Here is an 18,677-nt window from a genome sequence, read left to right as displayed (position 1 = left end):
ATGTGAACCGAAAATGCGATGGCGAAGCACCATCGTCATTGCGAGCGATAACAAAGCAATCTGTGAGTTATTGTACAATCAAAATAATTCATCAATAGTATTGCGGTAAATTGTATTAAGCCTGTTATTAAGTGTAGAATAAACCCATTAATAATAATTTTGATAAAACCTGCAGATTACTCTGCTACTGCTTGCAGTAATGTGGGTTTCAAACAATTGCAGTTCTCTTCTCCAGCTATGGAGAAGAGTTGGGAATGAAAAGCTACATCTTAATCTACTACTAACACTTCAACACTCATTTCCCGCTCCGCAAAGCTGTTTATCCATACTGCCGCTTTTTCTTTTGCTCTTTCCAGCGTAGTGCCTTCTTCTATCAACTGCTGCCGGATGCTGTCTTCCAAATGACCTATCTCTAATTGGTTTTCCGGCTTTGCCATAGATAAATTATACAGCGCTACTTTATTATCCCAAATCCACCTTGCCACTTCACGACTATTAAACGGTGGCTGTGCCACTGCGCGCATCTTTTTAGGTGTACCATTTTCTTTTATAGCAAGAGAAAGAAAATTGACCAGTTGTTCGGGTGTTATGCTTCCTTCTCCTATGGCAGCATTCAATGGCGTACCATCGTTATAATCTATAATGTATAAGATCCAATAGGCACAGTCATTATTGAATGCTTCCTGCAGCACACCCACTTGCCAAAAGGCGCCTTCGCGCTTTAGGCGAAGTGCTTTATTGGTATGTACAGGTGTCCTCGAAATAATATTATTTAACAGCCTGGTATTGCGTGTACGGGTACGTTTCAGGTATAATCTTCCCTGCCGGTAAATGCGTTTTATTTGCTTATGCGTCCACTCCGGATGTGTGCTTTGCAACACGGTATAGCAATCATCTAATCCTTTGGAAGTGTCTTCCGCAATCAATCTCACCAATTCATCATATACCAGTCTGTCGGCTACTTCGGGCTTACGTGGTTTATAGTTATAAGTGGCTTCTTCTATGCCTGCAATACTGCATGCCTGCGCTGCAGTTAGCGTGTAGCGCTTCATCAGTTCGCTTACTAATTTTTGACTTACTTTTTTATCCTTATCTATTTTGTTTAATGCAGCCAGCAGCATCTTGTGTTTATCCAATGGCTGCCATGCAATGGCTTCCTCTTCCTGCTGTGCAGCTTCATTATTCACACCTGCATTTTCTTCCGAAAACTCCTTTACCCAGTTGTATAAGGTAGCCCGCGAAATAATTGCTTCCTTGCAAATTTGCTTTACCGGTTTCAGCTTATGCTGCATTTCATACACCCATTTTCGCCGCTGCTGCTCGTGGTACCTGTGCACTTTCATAATGCCAAATATAGCAGTCCATGTCTAATTATGTGCACAGATAATTGCCTTACCAATGGTTATTAATTTCGTTGAGAAGTAGTACTATGAAAATGAATAGTGTATAATAATGCAATAATTTTTATAGAAAAAAGAATAGCCGCATTGTAAAACAATTTATCTGAGCATAGCTCATCAATTTTCAGTGTTCGTCTATTAATGCAGCATAAGACAGGCAATAAATTCTTTTTAGAATTACACAGCTTAAAACTTAAAAAATGTCTTCCAGTTCCTGCAGGTGATGAATCATATATGTAGGTTGTATGTGCGCATCAATGCACAGGTGGTTTACAAATACCGTATCCAGCCCGGCATTCAGGGCACCGGCAATATCCGCGTCCAGGTTGTCGCCAATCATAATGCATTCGGTATTGGTAGCATTGCACTTAGCCATGGCAAACTCAAATATTTCGCGGTTTGGCTTCAGGCTGTTACTGTTTTCGGAAGTAATGATTTCAACAAAAAAATTGCGCAGGTTACTGCTGTCGAGCTTACTTAATTGCACAGCATCAAAACCATTCGTAATGAGGTGAAGCTGGTACCCTTTGTTCTTTAAGTAAGTAAGTATTTCAACCGTATAAGGAAACAAATTTTTTTTAAATGGCAGCAGCTCTAAAAACTCCGCAGCCATTTGTTTTGCCAAAGCTTCATCGGCTACTTTATATTCCAGTAAAGCCAGCCACATACGCTTCCAGCGAAGTTCCTCTTGTTTTATAAAACCCTTTGTATATCGGTCCCACAGGCGGTTATTATGATAGCTGTATTTATTAAAAAAAGAATCAAAGTTATATACGCCTCTTTTTGCTAAATCGTGCTTCAGATAAAGATCGTGCAAGGTTTCGCTGGCATTAGCTTCAAAGTCCCACAAGGTATGGTCAAGGTCAAAGAATAAATGTCGGTATTTCATAAGTGAAGATAACGCGGCAAAGTTTAAAAAGAAAAATCAAACTTTTTTAAGTGATGAGTTGGGAATGGGAAACTTGCTTATATTTTTCATATTTCATTTCTCAAGCTATTTCGTATTCACTACTCACTACCCACCACTTACAACTGAACACTTATCAATCACAAAAACTATTATCCACATTTGCCAACATACTTTCTATTTTTGAATTTTACGTAAGTTGTTTAATATCCGTGGGGTAACAACCACGACGGCTCAAAGAACAAAAACTATACAAAATATTTCTTGTTAATCTTTGTGCAGCTTTGTGTTCTTCACGATTTTGTGGTTAAAACTATTTTTAAACAGCTTTTCAATTCATTACTATTATGAATATTGTTGTTACGGGTGCATCAAAAGGATTGGGGTTAGCCATTGCCGATAAATTTGCCGATGACCGGCAGGGTCATACTTTGTTGTTGTGTGCCCGTAACGAGCAGCGGCTGCATCTTGCAACTACCTATATGCAGGCGCGCTATCCGCGTGCGAGGATTCTTGCCCGCGCCTGCGATATGAGTAAAAAAGAGGCGGTACTTCAATTTGCAGACTGGATATTGCACAAGGTAGATAAAACAGACATAGTTGTAAATAATGCCGGACAATTTGTACCCGGCAGCGTACACAATGAGCCGGATGGTGCTTTGGAGCAAATGATTAATACCAACCTGTACAGTGCTTATCATTTAACGCGCGCCTTATTGCCTGGTATGATGGCTGCTAAAGAAGGTCATATTTTCAATATGTGCTCTATAGCTTCTTTGCAGGCTTATCCTAATGGTGGCGCATACAGCATTAGCAAATTTGCCTTGATGGGTTTTAGTAAAAACCTGCGTGAAGAACTAAAGCAGTACAACATAAAAGTAACAGCCGTATATCCCGGTGCTACAATGACTGATAGCTGGAGTGGGAGCGGTGTTGATCCGCAGCGGATAATGAAAGTGAGTGATGTAGCCAATATGATTTATACGGCTTCGTTCCTTTCGCCGCAGGCCTGTGTAGAAGAAATATTGCTACGCCCGCAATTGGGAGATTTATAGGAAGTTGTAAGCCACAAACTGCAGGCAATAACCCACTACTGAATTTGGTAATTATTATCAATATTCAATTAATAAAATTCAAATAACCCCTTATAGGCATCTTTGTGTTTGAGTAAACGGTTTATTGGCCAACAAGGCCCCTCCTAACAGCTAAGGCGAAGACCGTCCGATGGAAGATAAGTTATGCAACAGGGTACTTATGCTTTTTAAGCCATAATGGTTCGTAAACTTCTTATATTTTAAACAACTCTTGAGTTAAATTTGTTTAACGATAACACCAAATAAAGCCATTTGAAACACTTACCTTTTCTGCTTATTATTGCCCTAAGCATTGGTTTATACGCCTGCCGGTATGCATCCAATGAAGCAGCCAGTGCAGGCGCTGATTCAACCAGTACTACAAACGATAGTACAGCCTGGGCACTGCTTCCTTTTGTGAAGATAGACAGTGTTAATCCTATATTGCAGCCCGGAAACAGTACTTTTGTTGATCCTGTTACGAATAAAAAAGTAGGTTGGGAAGCCAGGAATGTTTTTAATCCGGCTATAGCCGTGCGCAACGATACGGTGTTTATGCTGTATCGTGCGCAGGACAGTATTGGCAAACCTACCGGCACCTCGCGCATTGGTCTCGCAGCCAGCACCGACGCCATCCATTTTACCCGTTATCCAACTCCTGTTCTGTATCCGCAAAATGATGCTTTTAAAAAATGGGAATGGCAGGGCGGCTGCGAAGACCCGCGCGTTGTGCAAGACAGCGCCGGTATGTACTACATGACCTATACCGCGTACGATGGTACCACCGCACGGTTGCTCATTGCTACTTCGCCCGACCTGCTGCATTGGACAAAGCATGGTTCTGTATTTACCAAAGCATACGGCGGTAAATATGTGGACAAATGGAGCAAATCCGGCTCTATCGTTTCTACTTATCAGAATGGAAAAATCACTGCTACCCGCATCAACGGAAAATACTGGATGTACTGGGGTGATTTGTTTATCTGGGCAGCCACTTCGGATAACTTAATTGACTGGACGCCAGTAGAAATGCAACCTGGCCAGCAACCGCCTGTTGCACTGAAAGGGGTGGCTGAAAAAGTGCCCAACCTGCAGATAGTAGTGCCCACACGTGCGGGCATGTTTGATAATGATCTGGTAGAATCCGGTCCGCCCGCTATGCTTACTGATAATGGAATTTTACTACTCTACAACAGCCGCAGTATGCCGCCCGATGGTGATTCTACTTTGAAAGAGGGCACTTACACTACCGGACAAGTATTATTGGATAAAAACGATCCTACCAAAATTCTTCATCGGTTAGACCATTTTTTTATGAAACCGGAAAAGGATTATGAGCTCACCGGCGAAGTAAACAATGTATGTTTTATAGAGGGCTTAGCACAGTTTCATAATCATTATTATTTATACTACGGCACTGCCGATTCTAAAATTGCAGTGGCGGTAAAGGAATAAGGAGCGCAAAATAATTTTCATCATTCAGTAATGATTTAAATACCGAATCCTTGTAAGCTAAGGGCTTACAAGGATTCGGTTGTAATGTAATTAACAGCAAATTAATTAACCCGCATCAATCGGAAGCCTGCAAAAAACGTTTTCGGTATTCTTTTGGAATAACGCCGGTGATGCGCCGGAAATGCTTATAAAAATTAGAAAGATTTTCAAAGCCGCTATCAAAACTTACCTGGGAAATACTCTGGTCATCCATCATCAGTAGTTTGCAGGCATGGCTTATCCGGAGTTCGGTTACATAATCCGAAAAAGTTTTTCTTGTATGATGCTTGAAATACCTGGAGAAAGAAGCATTGCACATGTGCAGCTTGGCAGCAATTTCATTTACATATATTTCCCGGTGAAAATTGTTGGTGATGTATTCGAGAATAATACCCATACGGTCAGTATCCTTACAACTGTCCACAACTGCATACTTGCTTTCGTTAAAGCGGGCAGATAAGACAGGACTTACTTCGTTGCTTTCCGACAGTTTTACTAAGATATCTAAAAGGCTTACCAGGCGCTGCGGAGCACTTTCGGTACACATAGCTCGCAACCTGTTCATAACATACGGCTTTACCGTACCATGAATTTCCAGAGCATAATATGAGTTTTCGAGCAGCTTTTGCACCAGTTTCATTTCGGGCAAATCAAAAAAGTTTTTGCCTAAACAATCCTTGGTAAAATGGATGAAAATAGAGCTTGCTTCCAGCTTCCCGTTTTTCTTGTAATACTCTGCATTGTTGCGAAAGAAATGCGGGATCTTTGGACCGATAAGCATTAAATCGCCGTCTTCAAAATCAGTTACTTTATCACCAATAAATTTTTTTCCACGGCTTTTCTCTATCATTACAAGTTCGTATTCTTCATGAAAATGCCACGGCTTATCAAAATAATCGCAGTGCCAGTTGTTGTATAAAAAAGAAGAATCGTTTACCAGAGGTAGCTTGTGTAATTGGGGTCTCATACGGCAGTGTTGTAATCGTTATAATGGCAATTTATATGAATTTTTCACTTTGAAGAAGCAAAATGGGTAAAAAGTTATAAGCGGTAATACCTGAAAAATTATTTCCCATCGGTCATTTACAGCTTCGGCAGCGCTTGTATTAGTGTTAGAAAAGAATAAGAAAAAGCAGGATTAAAATATTTTTCCTTTTTTAAAACATTTCATTTTTGTAAGGAAGCACTGTTGTATAAAGTTAGCCAATTTTATTTAAAGCGTATAAAATGTACAAGCGGTCGGCAATTGTAGTGTTGGTAAATCTTGCCTATTTTGAAGTAGGATTGATGGTGTCAATCATGGGTGCTATCATCCCCGAAATTATCCGGTTTTACGGGCTGAACTATGCTGCCGCTGCATCGCTGCCGGTTGCTTATTATCTTTCATTTGGCTTTATGGCCATTCCGTCGGGCTTGATTATCGAAAAGTTTTCTTACAAAAAATCCTTGTTGTTTGCCTACCTTACTGTATTAGCCGGCATTTTACTGTTTATTTATTCGGGCAATTTCCCCAGTCGTATCATTTCTATATTCGTTATTGGCTGCGCATTAACGCTTGTACAAGTGCTTGCCTTCCCACTTTTGCGTGAGGTGATGGGTGCCGAAAAACTGCCTTTTAATACCACTTTAAACACATTAATGTATGGTGTAGGCGCTTTTGCAAGTCCTTATTTTTATACCCTTATTGCACAATGGATAAAAAATCCTTCTACAGCTTTTCCTTTCAATATTTTACACGCAATAAGTGCAGGCAGCTATCCATGGCTGGCGGTGTATTATATATTCCTCGTCATTTTTATAATAACTACAGCCATCATTATATTGGTAAAATTTCCGCCGGTGCACCTGAGTGCATCCGAAAAGATTGGTAACTTCCACACCTTTAAAGAGCTGCTGAGTAAGAAGTATTTATACCTGTTCTTTTTTGCACTATTTTCTTATGCAGCCTGCGAGCAGGGCATATCCAACTGGATACCGCAATTTTTAAGCAGTTATCATGCAGTGGATCCGCAAACAACAGGCTCATTAGTGCTATCGTTATATTGGTTATTATTATCGCTCGGCTGTGTATTTGGCATGGTACTGCTCCGATATTTTAGCAGCCTTAAGATACTGCTCCTGTTCACCATAGCGGCAGTAACATCTTTTTGTTGCGCTATATTTGGCACGCGCACAATGGCTATCTGGTTTTTTCCTATCACCGGTTTATTTCATTCGGTTATGTGGCCACTCATTCTTTCACTGGCTATGAATACCATTAACAAACATCATGGTTCGCTTTCGGGCTTGCTGTTTGCAGCCAGCTCAGGAGGTGCATTTGGTGCTATGATGGTGGGCAAACTGGGTGATGTATTTGGATTGCGTTGGGGACTTTTCTTTTTGATAATTTGTTATAGTGTGGTAGCCAGTATAAACGTATGGTCGAAGCAAAAAAAGGAGAACAATGCAATGGTAATAGCTTAACAATATTCATCCTTTTGCAATACAAATTTGTTTTGCGGAGGTTCTTCGCAAACTATAAAATATTAATAAAAAGTAAACAGGAGTGTCTACCTTTTGCTTTTTAATATACTGCCCATGAAAATAGAAACAGTTGACTTTTTTTACCTCAGCATGCCCGAAGTGCTGGACATTGGCGATGGCAGCCAGGATGCTTTGCTGGTGCGCATCAGGGCGGCTGGACTCGAAGGCTGGGGCGAGTGCGAAGCATCGCCGCTTACCAGTATTGCCAGTTATGTATGCCCTATGTCGCACAGCGCCTGTAAGCCGTTGAAATATTCCATCGAAGGAAAGGGCATCAACAGCGCGGAAGACATCTATCGCATTACGGCTGACGTGCGGGAAAACTCGTTGGACTTACTGCAAGCCGACCATACATTATCCGGTATTGATATTGCCTTGTGGGATTTGTTGGGTAAAAAATTAGAACAGCCTGTTTATAAATTATTAGGTTATCAGCAAGCTTATCCAAAGCTGCCGTATGCTTCGCAATTATTTGGCAACACGCCGGAAGAAACTTATGAAAAAGCAACAAGCACAGCAGCAAAGGGTTTTAGGGCCGTGAAGTTTGGCTGGGGACCTTTTGGCAAGCAAAACCTGGAACAAGACATTGCACACTTGCACGCAGCAAGAGAAGGAACGGACAAAGATGCTTACCTGATGATTGATGCAGGCACCGCCTGGACAGAAAACAATAGTGAGGCTGCACGGCGCTTACCTGCTTTAAAAGCAATAAACGCTTACTGGCTGGAAGAACCCTTTGTGAACGGTGCTTTGGAAGCATATAAAATGTTGTCTGAAACAGCACCGCAGGTTGCACTGGCTGGCGGAGAAGGCTGCAACAATTTTGTACAGGCACAAGCTATGATTAATCATGCGGGACTCCATTTTATACAGATAGATGCAGGCAGAATTGGCGGCATTACTACTGCTAAAAAAGTAGCTGATTTGGCAAGGAGCAAAAGTGTAACATATGTCAATCACACGTTTACTTCTCATCTTGCATTAAGTGCATCATTGCAGCCGTATGCCGGTATAGAAAACGATTTGATAAGTGAATATCCCGTTGAGCTAAAAATGCTGGCACAGGAGATTGGTAAAGAAAAAATTATTCCTGATAGCAGCGGTTATATTCATGTGCCTGAAAAGCCGGGACTGGGTATTACAGTAGACACGGCTCCGCTTCAGAAATATTTGGTGGATGTAGAAATTAAAGTGAATGGCAAACAAATCTATTACACCCCTCAACTATAAAACTAATTGCATGTACGAACGTTTTACAAATAAAATAGCCATCATTACCGGCAGTGGTAGTGGTATAGGCAAGGGCATTGCCTGCAGATTAGGCCTCGAAAAAGCAACCGTAGCACTCATTGATAATAACAAAGCAACACTGGATTATGCAGTAGCTGAGTTAACAAACAAAGGTATTGATGCACATGGTTACCTCACCGACATCAGCAATGAAGAAGAAGTGAGTCAAACGGTAAATACTATTGAAGAAAAGTGGGGAACAATAGATGTAATGGTGCACGCCGCGGGAATAGTAGGGCCTACCAGCACAAAAATTATTGATTATCCAACAGCAGATTTCGATAAGATCTATGAAGTGAACCTGAGAGGCGCTTTCCTGATAACTAAATACACCTTGAAGGTAATGGCTAAAAAAGGCTGCGGGCGCGTGTTGCTGGTAGCTTCTATTGCTGGTAAAGAAGGTAACCCGGGTATGGTGGGTTACTCCTCCACCAAGGCAGGTTTGATAGGATTGGTAAAAGGCGTGGCTAAGGAATTTGCAACCACCAATATTACCGTTAATGGCATTGCGCCTGCTGTAATAAAAACAACAATGAATGAAAACACGCAGCCTGAGCAGATGGCTTATATGGTTGCCAAAATACCTATGAAGCGCTTAGGAACGATAGAGGAAGTAGCCGCCATGTCGTGCTTTATCGTATCCGAGGAAAACAGTTTTTCTACTGGCTTTATCTATGATATTTCAGGCGGCAGGGCTACTTATTAATGCGCTTTCAAACAGCGCATATACTGTGGCTCTTTTGTATTAATTGTATTCAAAAATAACCTTCGCTCTAACTTAAATTTATTAAGATTTTCAGCAGCATTCCTTATAACTATTATAAGTAACATTTTCGTCAGCCAAACCATTCACCCTAAAAGTTATAATCCATCCTGGAGTAAGTGGTGGCGGAGGCTCGGACAAACGCGCGGAGCGATCGGGTTGTCCTTGAACTTTTTTGTTACTTTTTTCTTTCAAGAGAAAAAAGTAAAAGTGAAAACTATCTGTAAGCAATCATACTTAAAAGCGCTTACAACTTCAACAGCATCAAAACAGATTTATTCTATGCTAAATATCCCTAACTAACAATATAGTAAATTGTCAACTTTTTCATAAAATGATATTTAAAAATAACCTTATTGCACTTCATCCATCTCAATAACAGCAGCACTAAAATCATATTTTAGATTCACAGTAATTCCGACATTCATCAGCTCACCACCTGTTAATTGTTTTATCTTTTTTCCATCAATATATACCACATATTGCTGAGCAGCATCTAGGTTGCGGAGCTTATAATTTTCTTCATCCTTCCCATTTTCTAAACGGTATGCCATTAGCAAATTTTTATCATTATTTTGGTATTGAATTGCCATACTTCCCACCGGTTTGTCATGGTCGGGCATAGGGGTAAGGTGATATACATCTGCACCTTGAATAATAGTACGAATGCGCTTGTACAATTGTATATTTTGCTTTGCTGTATCCATCAGCGCTTTACTCCAACGCTCCAAACGGCTGGATATTCCAAACTGCCCGGTCATCGCTATCCTGAACATATAATTCCACCATTCGGGATGCAGTGGTTCTTCCTTACAGAACCATACATCCTGGTGCACCGTGTCACCAGTCATCCAATAGTTATTGATGCCCGGTGTAAGTTCCAGCGTAGCGCCCCAAACAAGTTGGGGTGCATTGTGCGGGTAAGTAATATCCGAAAGCCAGGCTGTATTGGTATGCTTCATAGTACCTAAATCGGTACGCAAACCGCCGCTGGCGCAGTTTTCTACAATTAAAGATGGAAAAAGATGATGTACAGCATCCAGCAGTTTAAAGTATCCCTGCAGGTGCTCATACAGAGCAATACCATTGTACTGCGCATCAAACGACTCCCCAACAGAATTGTTATAGTCAATTTTTATCCATTTCAATTGATAGGTATTCACCAGCCGGCTGATGGTGTGCAGTGCCCAGTTACGGGCACTGTCATTAGCAAAGTTTAAATGGTAGCGATTGCTCGTAAATACCGGCTTTCCTTCGTTTTGCAGAAACCAACCGGGATGTTCTTTTACCAAATTCGATTGGCGGCCTACGCTTTCTATTTCTACCCAAAGCCCAAACAACATGTTGTTTTGATGCACATAGTTTACCAGTTCTTCCAAGCCATTGGGAAAGCTGGTTTTGGTTGGATACCAGTTGCCCAATTCTGCCGACCAATCCTGCTCCTGCTCGTTGTACCAGCCGGCATCCAGCACAAAGGCTTCGCAGCCCAATGCAGCCGCACTATCTACCAGTCTTTTTACTTCCTTTACATACACTTTATTGGGCGTGGCAAACCAGGTATTATACTCTACCAGTAAAGGCCTATTGGTTTGCACTGCCGGAATTACAAACTCGCGCTGATAGCGGTGTAAATAGTTTGCTACCTCATCCAAATCACCACTGTCTAATGTGAAGGCAACTTCCGGTGTTTGAAATGTTGCAGAAGGAAGGAGTGTAAGTGCTTCTCCCTTATCGAAGCGCATACCCATTTGCACTGTTACAGGAGCATTTGCCTCTTTTTGCAAAAACTGCATTTGCCAGTTGCCCGAATAAGCAAGCTCTGCCATATAGCGTACCGAAGTAGTGTTGTTTACCAATGAAAACCAGGAGGAATAACCTTCGCCGGAACGTCCTCTGTTCATAATGAACGAACGCAGGCTATCCGGTTGTAAAGCCTCTGTAGTAAAGCGCCTTTCGTGACCCCATTCTGTTTTTAAATATTGCAGGTCATAATTTCCTCCCGGCAGCGAAGCAGAAAAAGAGGGAATATTAGCGATGTGGATAGCCTGCTGCGAAGTATTTTTTATGTTGATGCTTCTGGTAAAAACTCCGGTATTATTATACGCTTTACAAGTAACTATTGCTTGCAGCGGAGACTTCTTTGCCTGGAGCGTAAGCATAAGATAAGCAACGCCGTTTTTCTCATTGCCTGTTTGATTATTTGTAAGTGTAAAATCAGCAGCATTCAATTGCTGACCGTTAATGGTGCAGACAACAAGATGGTAATCCGGTTCAGCAGCCGGTGATACCGTTGCAGTAGCATCTGTAAGATAAGCTTGTTCAATACCTTCCGGCGTGTTGGTTATAATGTACCTGTTTTTACCGGAACGTACGGTCCACTCCTTTTTTTGACCGTTATAACTTACCTGGGAAAAACTGTTGATTACAGTTGAGAGAAACAATAACAGGAATACAACTTTTATTGAATGGACAAGCATACGCATTAATAATTCTTACAAAAATCCGCCATTCAGCATAGAAAAAAATCCACCAATTTGACTGATTATTATGGTTTCATTACAAGAGCATGGTTACATCCGGCAAACGGTAAATTATAACCCGGCATTTGTGTTAACAAAATATACAAATCCGCTGAATAAAAAGATGTTTTAAGTAATAAAAGTATTCACCTTCGTAAAGGAGCGTGTAGCTGTGTTTAGAAAAATTAGAATAGTACATTGCATACTGCATAGTAAAATCAAAAACAATAAATAATTGATTGTTCCTGTATGAATTTATTTAGCATAAAAAACCCGATGCTCACCACAGCATTTATTGCCTGCATTGTTGCCTGTACAACAGCCACCAGCAACACACAGACTGATGCTTCAACACCAACAGCAGTGCTTATCCCTTCAGAAAAGTTCCTGTTTAACTCTTTTGTAGATTGTAATATGGCTACGGTTTGGGTAGGTGATACATTCAGAATTTTTCCCGGCAAATATGGCGAAGATCCGTTATGGGGAGAAGCACACGATCTTAAGTTTGCCAGCGGCAGCAGCGTGGACGAGGTATTTAAAAAAGCCTCCACCGAATTTACTGAACCGAATATGCCTTTGAATGCAAAGCCGGGCACACCGGGCTTGCATGGTGCCGTATGGTTTGAAACATTGTTTAAAGACTCCAACGATGCAACCGGCAAAACGTTGTATGCATTATATCATAACGAAAATTATCCTTCTACTTTGCCCTACGATTCTTCAACAGGCGTTGGCTACCTCGATGTAAAGTGGCCACAGGGATTGAAAGGACCTGAAACCAAAACTGCCGTTTGCCGTATAGGTATTATGAAGTCAATGGATGGTGGACATAGCTGGCAGGATAAAGGCATTATACTGCAGGATTACCAATCCCGCATGATATTGAAGCCGCACAATACAGGGATCAATTTTGCAGGCGGTGTAGGCGATCCTTCGGCTATTGCCAATGGCGATTACCTGTATGTGTTTTTTGGTGAATACGGCTACCCGGGTAAATATGATTCTGCTACTTACAACAGGAATGCCGAGTGGAAAGGGCAGTGCATCAGCATCGCACGTATCAAATTATCAGACCTCGATAATCCTGTGGGTAAAGCTAAACGGTGGGATGGTAAAGGATTCAATGCGCCTGCGGATAGTGTGGGTGTTCCTATAGCTTCTTTGCAGATTCCGGTTGCCGAGGGTGGCGGTCCGGCTTCGTCGCCTACAGCAAAATATTATTGGGGACCTTCGGTTAGCTGGAACAATTATTTGCAATGCTGGGTGATGCTGATGGCGAGGGCAGAAGGTCCTTCGTGGAAAGGCAGCAGTATTTATATTTCGTTTAATACAAACGCAGACTTCGGGGAAGGAGACAATTCGCAGCAATGGTCAACCCCAAAACTGTTTTTAAATAAGCCCGGGCATACGATCTGGTACCCTTCCTTGCAGCCAGTCAATACCGCAGAAGATAAAGCGAAACATTATACTTCCCTGAACTTGGGACAGAGGGCAAGACTGTTTTATAAAGATATAACCGACACGGCGAGCCCTTATTTATCGGAATATGCGGTAGAGTTTAAAAAGTAATAATAAACAGCTTCCTAATTACATTCTTTGTTTCTCTCAAACCAATAACACCATGTTTTCAAAAATACTTACCAACGGTATTGAAATGTTAACGATGGAAACAGATCATCTTGCCTTTTCCATTGTGCCTGCACTGGGCGGTAAAATATGGAGTATCTACAACAAGCAATTGGGCAAACAGTTTTTATGGACTAATTCCAATCTTCCATTACAAATGCAGGAACGTGGAGCAGATTATGATTCCAACTTTTTAGGCGCTATTGATGAGTTGATACCAAATGATATGACGGAAACAATTGATTCAATAGATTATCCTGATCATGGAGAGTTATGGACAACGCCTTTGCAGTATTTTCAAACCGAAGATAAAATAACAGTGCATGGACATTTAGCATTAAGCGGACTACATTATAGCAAAACAGTGTATGCCGATGCCAATAGTCCTATGCTATATATGGATTACACCATCAAAAACACCACAAATGAACAGCGTAATTTTTTATGGAAGCTTCACGCTGCCCTGCGCATTGAAGCTGGTGATCAACTGCTCACCAATGCTCAATACGGACAAGTTGTTGACCCCACTTATTCAAGATTTAAAGATACAAATCCCTTTATCTGGCCTATTGTTGAAGACACAAATGCTTCAATCATTCCGTCCAAAGGCAATGCAATAGATTTCTTTTACCTCTACAATATTCCTGCTGGTGAAATGCAATTGCTGAGCAATGAAGGCAAACATGTATTCAGTTATCAGTGCGATATAAAGGTGTTTCCCTATCAGTGGTACTTTGCTTCGTATGGTGGTTTTTTTGACCATTATACGGCTATACTGGAGCCTTGTACCAATATGCCTATGAGCGTAAACGAAGCAAAGGAAAAGAGACAATGTGCCGTATTAGCACCTGGCGAAACACTACACACCTCAGTACGTATTTATGCAGGCGAAAAGCAATAATTTTTAATTACATGAACAGACCAAAAGTACTCATTACCGGCGCTGCCTCGGGTATTGGCAGGGCAACCGCTATACGTTTTGCACAGGAAGGCTATGATGTATGCGCCAATGATATACAAGAAGAGAAATTAAACACTTTACTAAATGAATTAGGTTCTGGCAATCATTTGATATTGCATGGTAGTTATACCAATACAGCAACTATTGAAAAAGGGCATCAACTAATTAAAAACAACTGGGGTTCGCTGGATGCATTGGTAAATTGTGCAGGCATCGGCGGCATAACAAACCCTATAGTAATGCCTATTGAAGAATGGCGAAAGATATTCGATATAATGGTCAACGGCACTATATTGATATCGCAATTAGCGACTGCATTTATGTACAATGGTGGCAGAATTATTCATATTACCTCCATCCACGGCACGCGTGCAGAAGTCGGTGCAAGCAGTTACGCTATGGCTAAAGCAGCTATCAACCAATATTGCCGGGCTGTGGCAGTAGAACTTGCAGATAGAAATATTTTAGTAAATGCTATTGCACCCGGATTTGTAGATACACCAATGGCGATAGCAGCAAATGGAGTTAATGAACTGGAAACAGAATGGTTCAGGAGCAATTATGTGGAAGGGCATCATTTACCATTGAAGCGGGCGGCTGCACCCGAAGAAATCGCGGGCGTTGCTTTTTTCTTAGCCGGCAAAGACGCATCTTATATCACCGGACAGGTAATTGTAGTAGATGGCGGCTTAACAATCACTTTTTAGGCAAATGGGGGTCATGATGAAATAGGTGACTTAGCATTGACAATTAAAGATGCAAACAGTTTTGAAGCAATCCCGCTGCTATAGAATTTCTTTTACGATTTGTTTTAGTATGATTGGAAGGTTGCTTTATGATGAGGCTTAATTAATACTATTCACAGTTTAAGGTAGTGTACTATTATTATAACTGACAATAATGCTGCAATTATTTTTGTAATTCTTTCTTTTAGGGGTAATTTCATATATTGGTATATTTATTTCCTCCACACTAAATCTTCATCTTTATGGCTGAAACTACCTCAAAAAGTACCATCAAGTTAAGTTGGCTCACCGTTTTAAGAGTTGTATTAGGCCTGATTATACTTTATAAAGCAATAAGCTTTATTCGTAATACTGAGATGCTGAAATCGTTGATAACGGAAACCGGTATAGGTATTTTCTCGCAAAATTCAGAAGTGCTTGCATTTGTAATAGCTTATCTTGGTTTATTATGTGGATTTTTTATAACAGTTGGGCTTTTTACAAAAGCATCTTCCATTGTTCAGATTCCAATTCTTATTGTAGCAATCTTTTTTGTGAATATCAAAAACATGGACTACAATACTTTTGAATTAGTTCTCTCTCTTATTGCTCTTATTTTACTTATTCTTTTTGCTATAAAAGGGAGCGGTACGCTTTCGGCTGATGAATATTTCCGCAGAGGAGCTGCTATAGATAAAAAATCAGGAAGCGCTTTTAAGTAACATTGCACAAACGGCGATACAGTCTTTTAAAGGACTTTTAAAGCGTAATTAATTTTCCCTTTACGCGATTGAGCATTTAAATTAATCTTTTTTTGTTCCATAAGCCTTTCCGATCTTATTTGACAAATATTTCATCAGCTCAATGCAAAGAAGGGATGCTAATGAAACTAAAGAAATTATCTGTATAGCATTCGAGTTTAAAGTCGTTGTTTTGAACACAGGTTGTAAGAAAGGAATGTAAACAATTAATAACTGCAGGATTACCGTAAGGACCACTGTGCCCCACATTCCTTTATTTGCAAATATTCCTTTGGAGAAGAGCGAATGATAGACTGAGCGAACAGAAAGGGCATTACCCAATTGAACAAAACATAAAGTTGTAAACACCATTGTTTGCTGGGTTTTTACATCATACCCCTGCCTTACTGCCCACCACTGAATAAAGATTGCAGACAGCGTTAAAACAATTGCGGAAAAAATTATTTTTACTATCAACCCTCCGGCGAACAGGTTTTCTTTCGGAGGTCTGGGTGGGCGATTCATAATACCTTCTTCTGCTGGTTCTGCTACAAGAGCAATACCGGGCAAGCCATCTGTTACCAGATTTATCCATAAGATGTGGATGGGAAGTAATGGGATAGCAAAGCCGAGAAAAGGTGCAAAGAACAGCGTAAGAATTTCACTCAGGTTGCAGGAGAGGACATATAAAATGAATTTTCTTATATTCTCATAAATTCTTCTTCCTTCTTTTACAGCTTTAACGATGGTGGCAAAATTATCATCAAGCAATATCATGTCCGATGCTTCCTTGGCTACATCGGTACCGGTTATACCCATTGCCAAACCAATGTCTGCCTGTTTCAAGGATGGCGCATCATTCACACCGTCACCGGTCATTGCTACAAATTCGCCATTGCTTTGCAGCGCTTTTACAATATTTAATTTTTGTTCGGGAGATACTCTTGCATACACAAAAATCTCTTTTACGCTATTTTTGAAATCTTCTTCCCCCAGTTTATCCAAATCCATTCCTGTCTTTGCTTCACCACCTTCATTAATTATTTCTAAACGTTCGGCTATGGCTTTAGCTGTAAGAGGTTGGTCGCCGGTTATCATCATGGTTTTAATACCTGCTGTTTTACATTGACGGATGGCATCAATAACCTCTTCGCGCGGCGGGTCAATCATAGCCGTTATTCCTAAAAAATTCATATCTTTTTCTAAACTTACATCCAGTTTACCGGGCTCCTGGTCAAAAACTTTATAGGCAAAAAATAAAACTCTTAATCCATCTTTTGCCCATTCCTTATTTACATTTAACCATTCCTGAATACTGTTCTTATATTTTTCAGATAGTACCGCTACCATTTTTACAGGCGCACCTTTAGTAAATAAAATCCATTTGTCTCCATTTTTATGTAGCGTACTCATCCGCATTCGGGATGAATCGAAAGGCAGTTTTAATAATAGCGGATATTTTGCATCTGCTTCCTCTTTTGTATAGCCATCTTTTAGTGCGTAATAAACCAATGCTGTTTCTGTAGAATCTCCAAACAATTCATTATTCTCCGAAGCGCTTACTTCATTGTTTAAAAGCATGGCATATTCCAATAATTCTTCGTTATTATTAGCTGCCTGCATTTTTTCAACCGTCATTACATTTTGGGTAAGTGTTCCGGTTTTGTCGGTGCAGATATAAGTAACCGAACCCAAAGTTTCTACAGCCGGTAGCTTTCTTATGAGTGCTTTTTGTTTTACCATTCTCGCAGCACCGCGGGCAAGCGCTATGGTTATCACTGCAGGGAGCGCTTCGGGCAAAGCAGCTACTGCAAGTGACAGCGCTGTTAAAAACATTTGAAATGCCGGTTCTCCCCGCCACAAACCCAATGCAAATACTATTACGCAAATGAGTATCACAATTACAGCTAATTGTTTACTGAACACTGCAAGCCTTTTCTGAAGTGGTGTTTTTTGAAGGCCTACATCCAATAAACCAGCAATTTTACCTATTTCAGTGTTCATGCCAATTGCAGTTACAATTGCCTTTGCAGAACCATTACTCACCATTGTTCCTTTGAAAACCATGTTATGCTGGTCGCCCGGAACAAGATTATCTTTGCTTATAGCTTCAATTGTTTTTTCTACAGAATAACTTTCTCCTGTTAAAGACGCTTCATCTGTTTTAAACGCGCTTACTTCAATCAACCTTGCATCTGCAGGTACAATGCCTCCTGCCTCCAACAAAATCACGTCGCCAGGCACCAATTTGTTGGCTTCAATTTTTACCGGTTTATTATCCCGCATCACCAGTGCAAATTGTGCCGCCATTTTTTTCAGCATTTTGATGGATTCCTCTGCTTTGCTCTCCTGAGCGTATCCCATCCACGCATTTGCAATAATTATTGCAATAATTACAAGCCCATCTGTATGTTCTCCAACAAAAAAAGAAATGCCCGCAGCAATAATGAGAATGATAATCATTGTATCATTGAGCTGCCCAAGAAGAATAGATAATTTGCTTTTTTGTTTTGCTTCCTGTAAAGTATTTTCTCCAAATTTTTCCCGAAGGGCTGGAACCGCCTCATTTCTTAAACCAGAAAAAGATGTTTGAAGCTGATTAATGACTTCTTCTTTGCTGAGCTGGTAAAATGTTTTCATACTGGATTGTATATAT

General features: G+C 40.7%; 14 protein-coding genes. 9 read left to right on the top strand and 5 right to left on the bottom strand.

What is annotated here, in order from left to right; genetic code table 11:
* Positions 1 to 269: 269 nt before the first annotated feature.
* Both FC093_RS05155 and FC093_RS05150 read right to left on the bottom strand, forming a co-directional pair.
* On the bottom strand, positions 270 to 1,343 hold the full coding sequence (locus tag FC093_RS05155; protein ID WP_137260689.1) for a transposase: 1,074 nt from the start codon (positions 1,341 to 1,343) through the stop codon (positions 270 to 272).
* Between the two features lie 250 nt (positions 1,344 to 1,593).
* A complete protein-coding gene (locus FC093_RS05150; RefSeq protein ID WP_137260688.1) occupies positions 1,594 to 2,289 on the bottom strand; it encodes a YjjG family noncanonical pyrimidine nucleotidase in 696 nt (231 codons plus the stop codon).
* A gap of 365 nt (positions 2,290 to 2,654) precedes the next feature.
* On the opposite strand from FC093_RS05150, the gene FC093_RS05145 reads away from it, so the two are divergent.
* Together FC093_RS05145 and FC093_RS05140 are read left to right on the top strand one after the other, a co-directional pair.
* Positions 2,655 to 3,362: an SDR family oxidoreductase gene (locus FC093_RS05145; protein ID WP_137260687.1), complete on the top strand. Its 708-nt coding sequence runs from the start codon at positions 2,655 to 2,657 to the stop codon at positions 3,360 to 3,362.
* 291 nt (positions 3,363 to 3,653) lie between these two features.
* On the top strand, positions 3,654 to 4,835 hold the full coding sequence (locus tag FC093_RS05140) for a glycoside hydrolase family 130 protein (RefSeq protein ID WP_206106518.1): 1,182 nt from the start codon (positions 3,654 to 3,656) through the stop codon (positions 4,833 to 4,835).
* Positions 4,836 to 4,950: 115 nt separating this feature from the next.
* Here FC093_RS05140 and FC093_RS05135 read toward each other — a convergent pair whose 3' ends face one another.
* Complete coding sequence (locus tag FC093_RS05135; RefSeq protein WP_137260686.1) at positions 4,951 to 5,841, bottom strand: AraC family transcriptional regulator; 891 nt, start codon at positions 5,839 to 5,841, stop codon at positions 4,951 to 4,953.
* A gap of 260 nt (positions 5,842 to 6,101) precedes the next feature.
* Between FC093_RS05135 and FC093_RS05130 the strand changes: the two genes are divergently transcribed.
* From FC093_RS05130 to FC093_RS05120, 3 genes are all read left to right on the top strand, one after another.
* Entirely contained in the window at positions 6,102 to 7,337 is a 1,236-nt protein-coding gene (locus tag FC093_RS05130; RefSeq protein ID WP_137260685.1) for an MFS transporter, read from the top strand.
* A 114-nt stretch (positions 7,338 to 7,451) separates the two neighbouring features.
* The gene (locus tag FC093_RS05125; protein WP_137260684.1) at positions 7,452 to 8,627 is read left to right on the top strand and encodes a mandelate racemase/muconate lactonizing enzyme family protein; all 1,176 of its coding nucleotides are present in this window, start codon (positions 7,452 to 7,454) and stop codon (positions 8,625 to 8,627) included.
* On the top strand, positions 8,593 to 9,393 hold the full coding sequence (locus FC093_RS05120) for an SDR family NAD(P)-dependent oxidoreductase (protein ID WP_240743200.1): 801 nt from the start codon (positions 8,593 to 8,595) through the stop codon (positions 9,391 to 9,393). The genes FC093_RS05125 and FC093_RS05120 overlap by 35 nt, the downstream gene beginning before the upstream one ends.
* A gap of 410 nt (positions 9,394 to 9,803) precedes the next feature.
* Here FC093_RS05120 and FC093_RS05115 read toward each other — a convergent pair whose 3' ends face one another.
* A complete protein-coding gene (locus tag FC093_RS05115) occupies positions 9,804 to 11,927 on the bottom strand; it encodes an alpha-galactosidase (RefSeq protein ID WP_170971000.1) in 2,124 nt (707 codons plus the stop codon).
* Between the two features lie 291 nt (positions 11,928 to 12,218).
* Between FC093_RS05115 and FC093_RS05110 the strand changes: the two genes are divergently transcribed.
* The 4 genes from FC093_RS05110 to FC093_RS05095 all read left to right on the top strand — a co-directional run bounded on the left by FC093_RS05110 (position 12,219) and on the right by FC093_RS05095 (position 16,003).
* A complete protein-coding gene (locus FC093_RS05110) occupies positions 12,219 to 13,538 on the top strand; it encodes a hypothetical protein (protein WP_206106517.1) in 1,320 nt (439 codons plus the stop codon).
* 52 nt (positions 13,539 to 13,590) lie between these two features.
* Entirely contained in the window at positions 13,591 to 14,496 is a 906-nt protein-coding gene (locus FC093_RS05105; RefSeq protein WP_137260682.1) for a DUF5107 domain-containing protein, read from the top strand.
* 11 nt (positions 14,497 to 14,507) lie between these two features.
* Positions 14,508 to 15,263, top strand: coding sequence for an SDR family NAD(P)-dependent oxidoreductase (locus tag FC093_RS05100; RefSeq protein WP_137260681.1), 756 nt, complete (start codon positions 14,508 to 14,510; stop codon positions 15,261 to 15,263).
* Positions 15,264 to 15,544: 281 nt separating this feature from the next.
* Complete coding sequence (locus FC093_RS05095) at positions 15,545 to 16,003, top strand: DoxX family protein (protein ID WP_137260680.1); 459 nt, start codon at positions 15,545 to 15,547, stop codon at positions 16,001 to 16,003.
* Positions 16,004 to 16,084: 81 nt separating this feature from the next.
* Here the strand turns inward: FC093_RS05095 and FC093_RS05090 are convergent, their stop codons facing one another.
* Entirely contained in the window at positions 16,085 to 18,661 is a 2,577-nt protein-coding gene (locus tag FC093_RS05090) for a cation-translocating P-type ATPase (protein WP_137260679.1), read from the bottom strand.
* Positions 18,662 to 18,677: the final 16 nt, after the last annotated feature.

Source organism: Ilyomonas limi (genome assembly GCF_005233845.1).
Lineage (GTDB): Bacteria > Bacteroidota > Bacteroidia > Chitinophagales > Chitinophagaceae > Ilyomonas > Ilyomonas limi.
The sequence above is the reverse complement of the archived record's forward strand: the minus strand, read 5'-3'. Positions and strand labels throughout refer to the sequence as shown.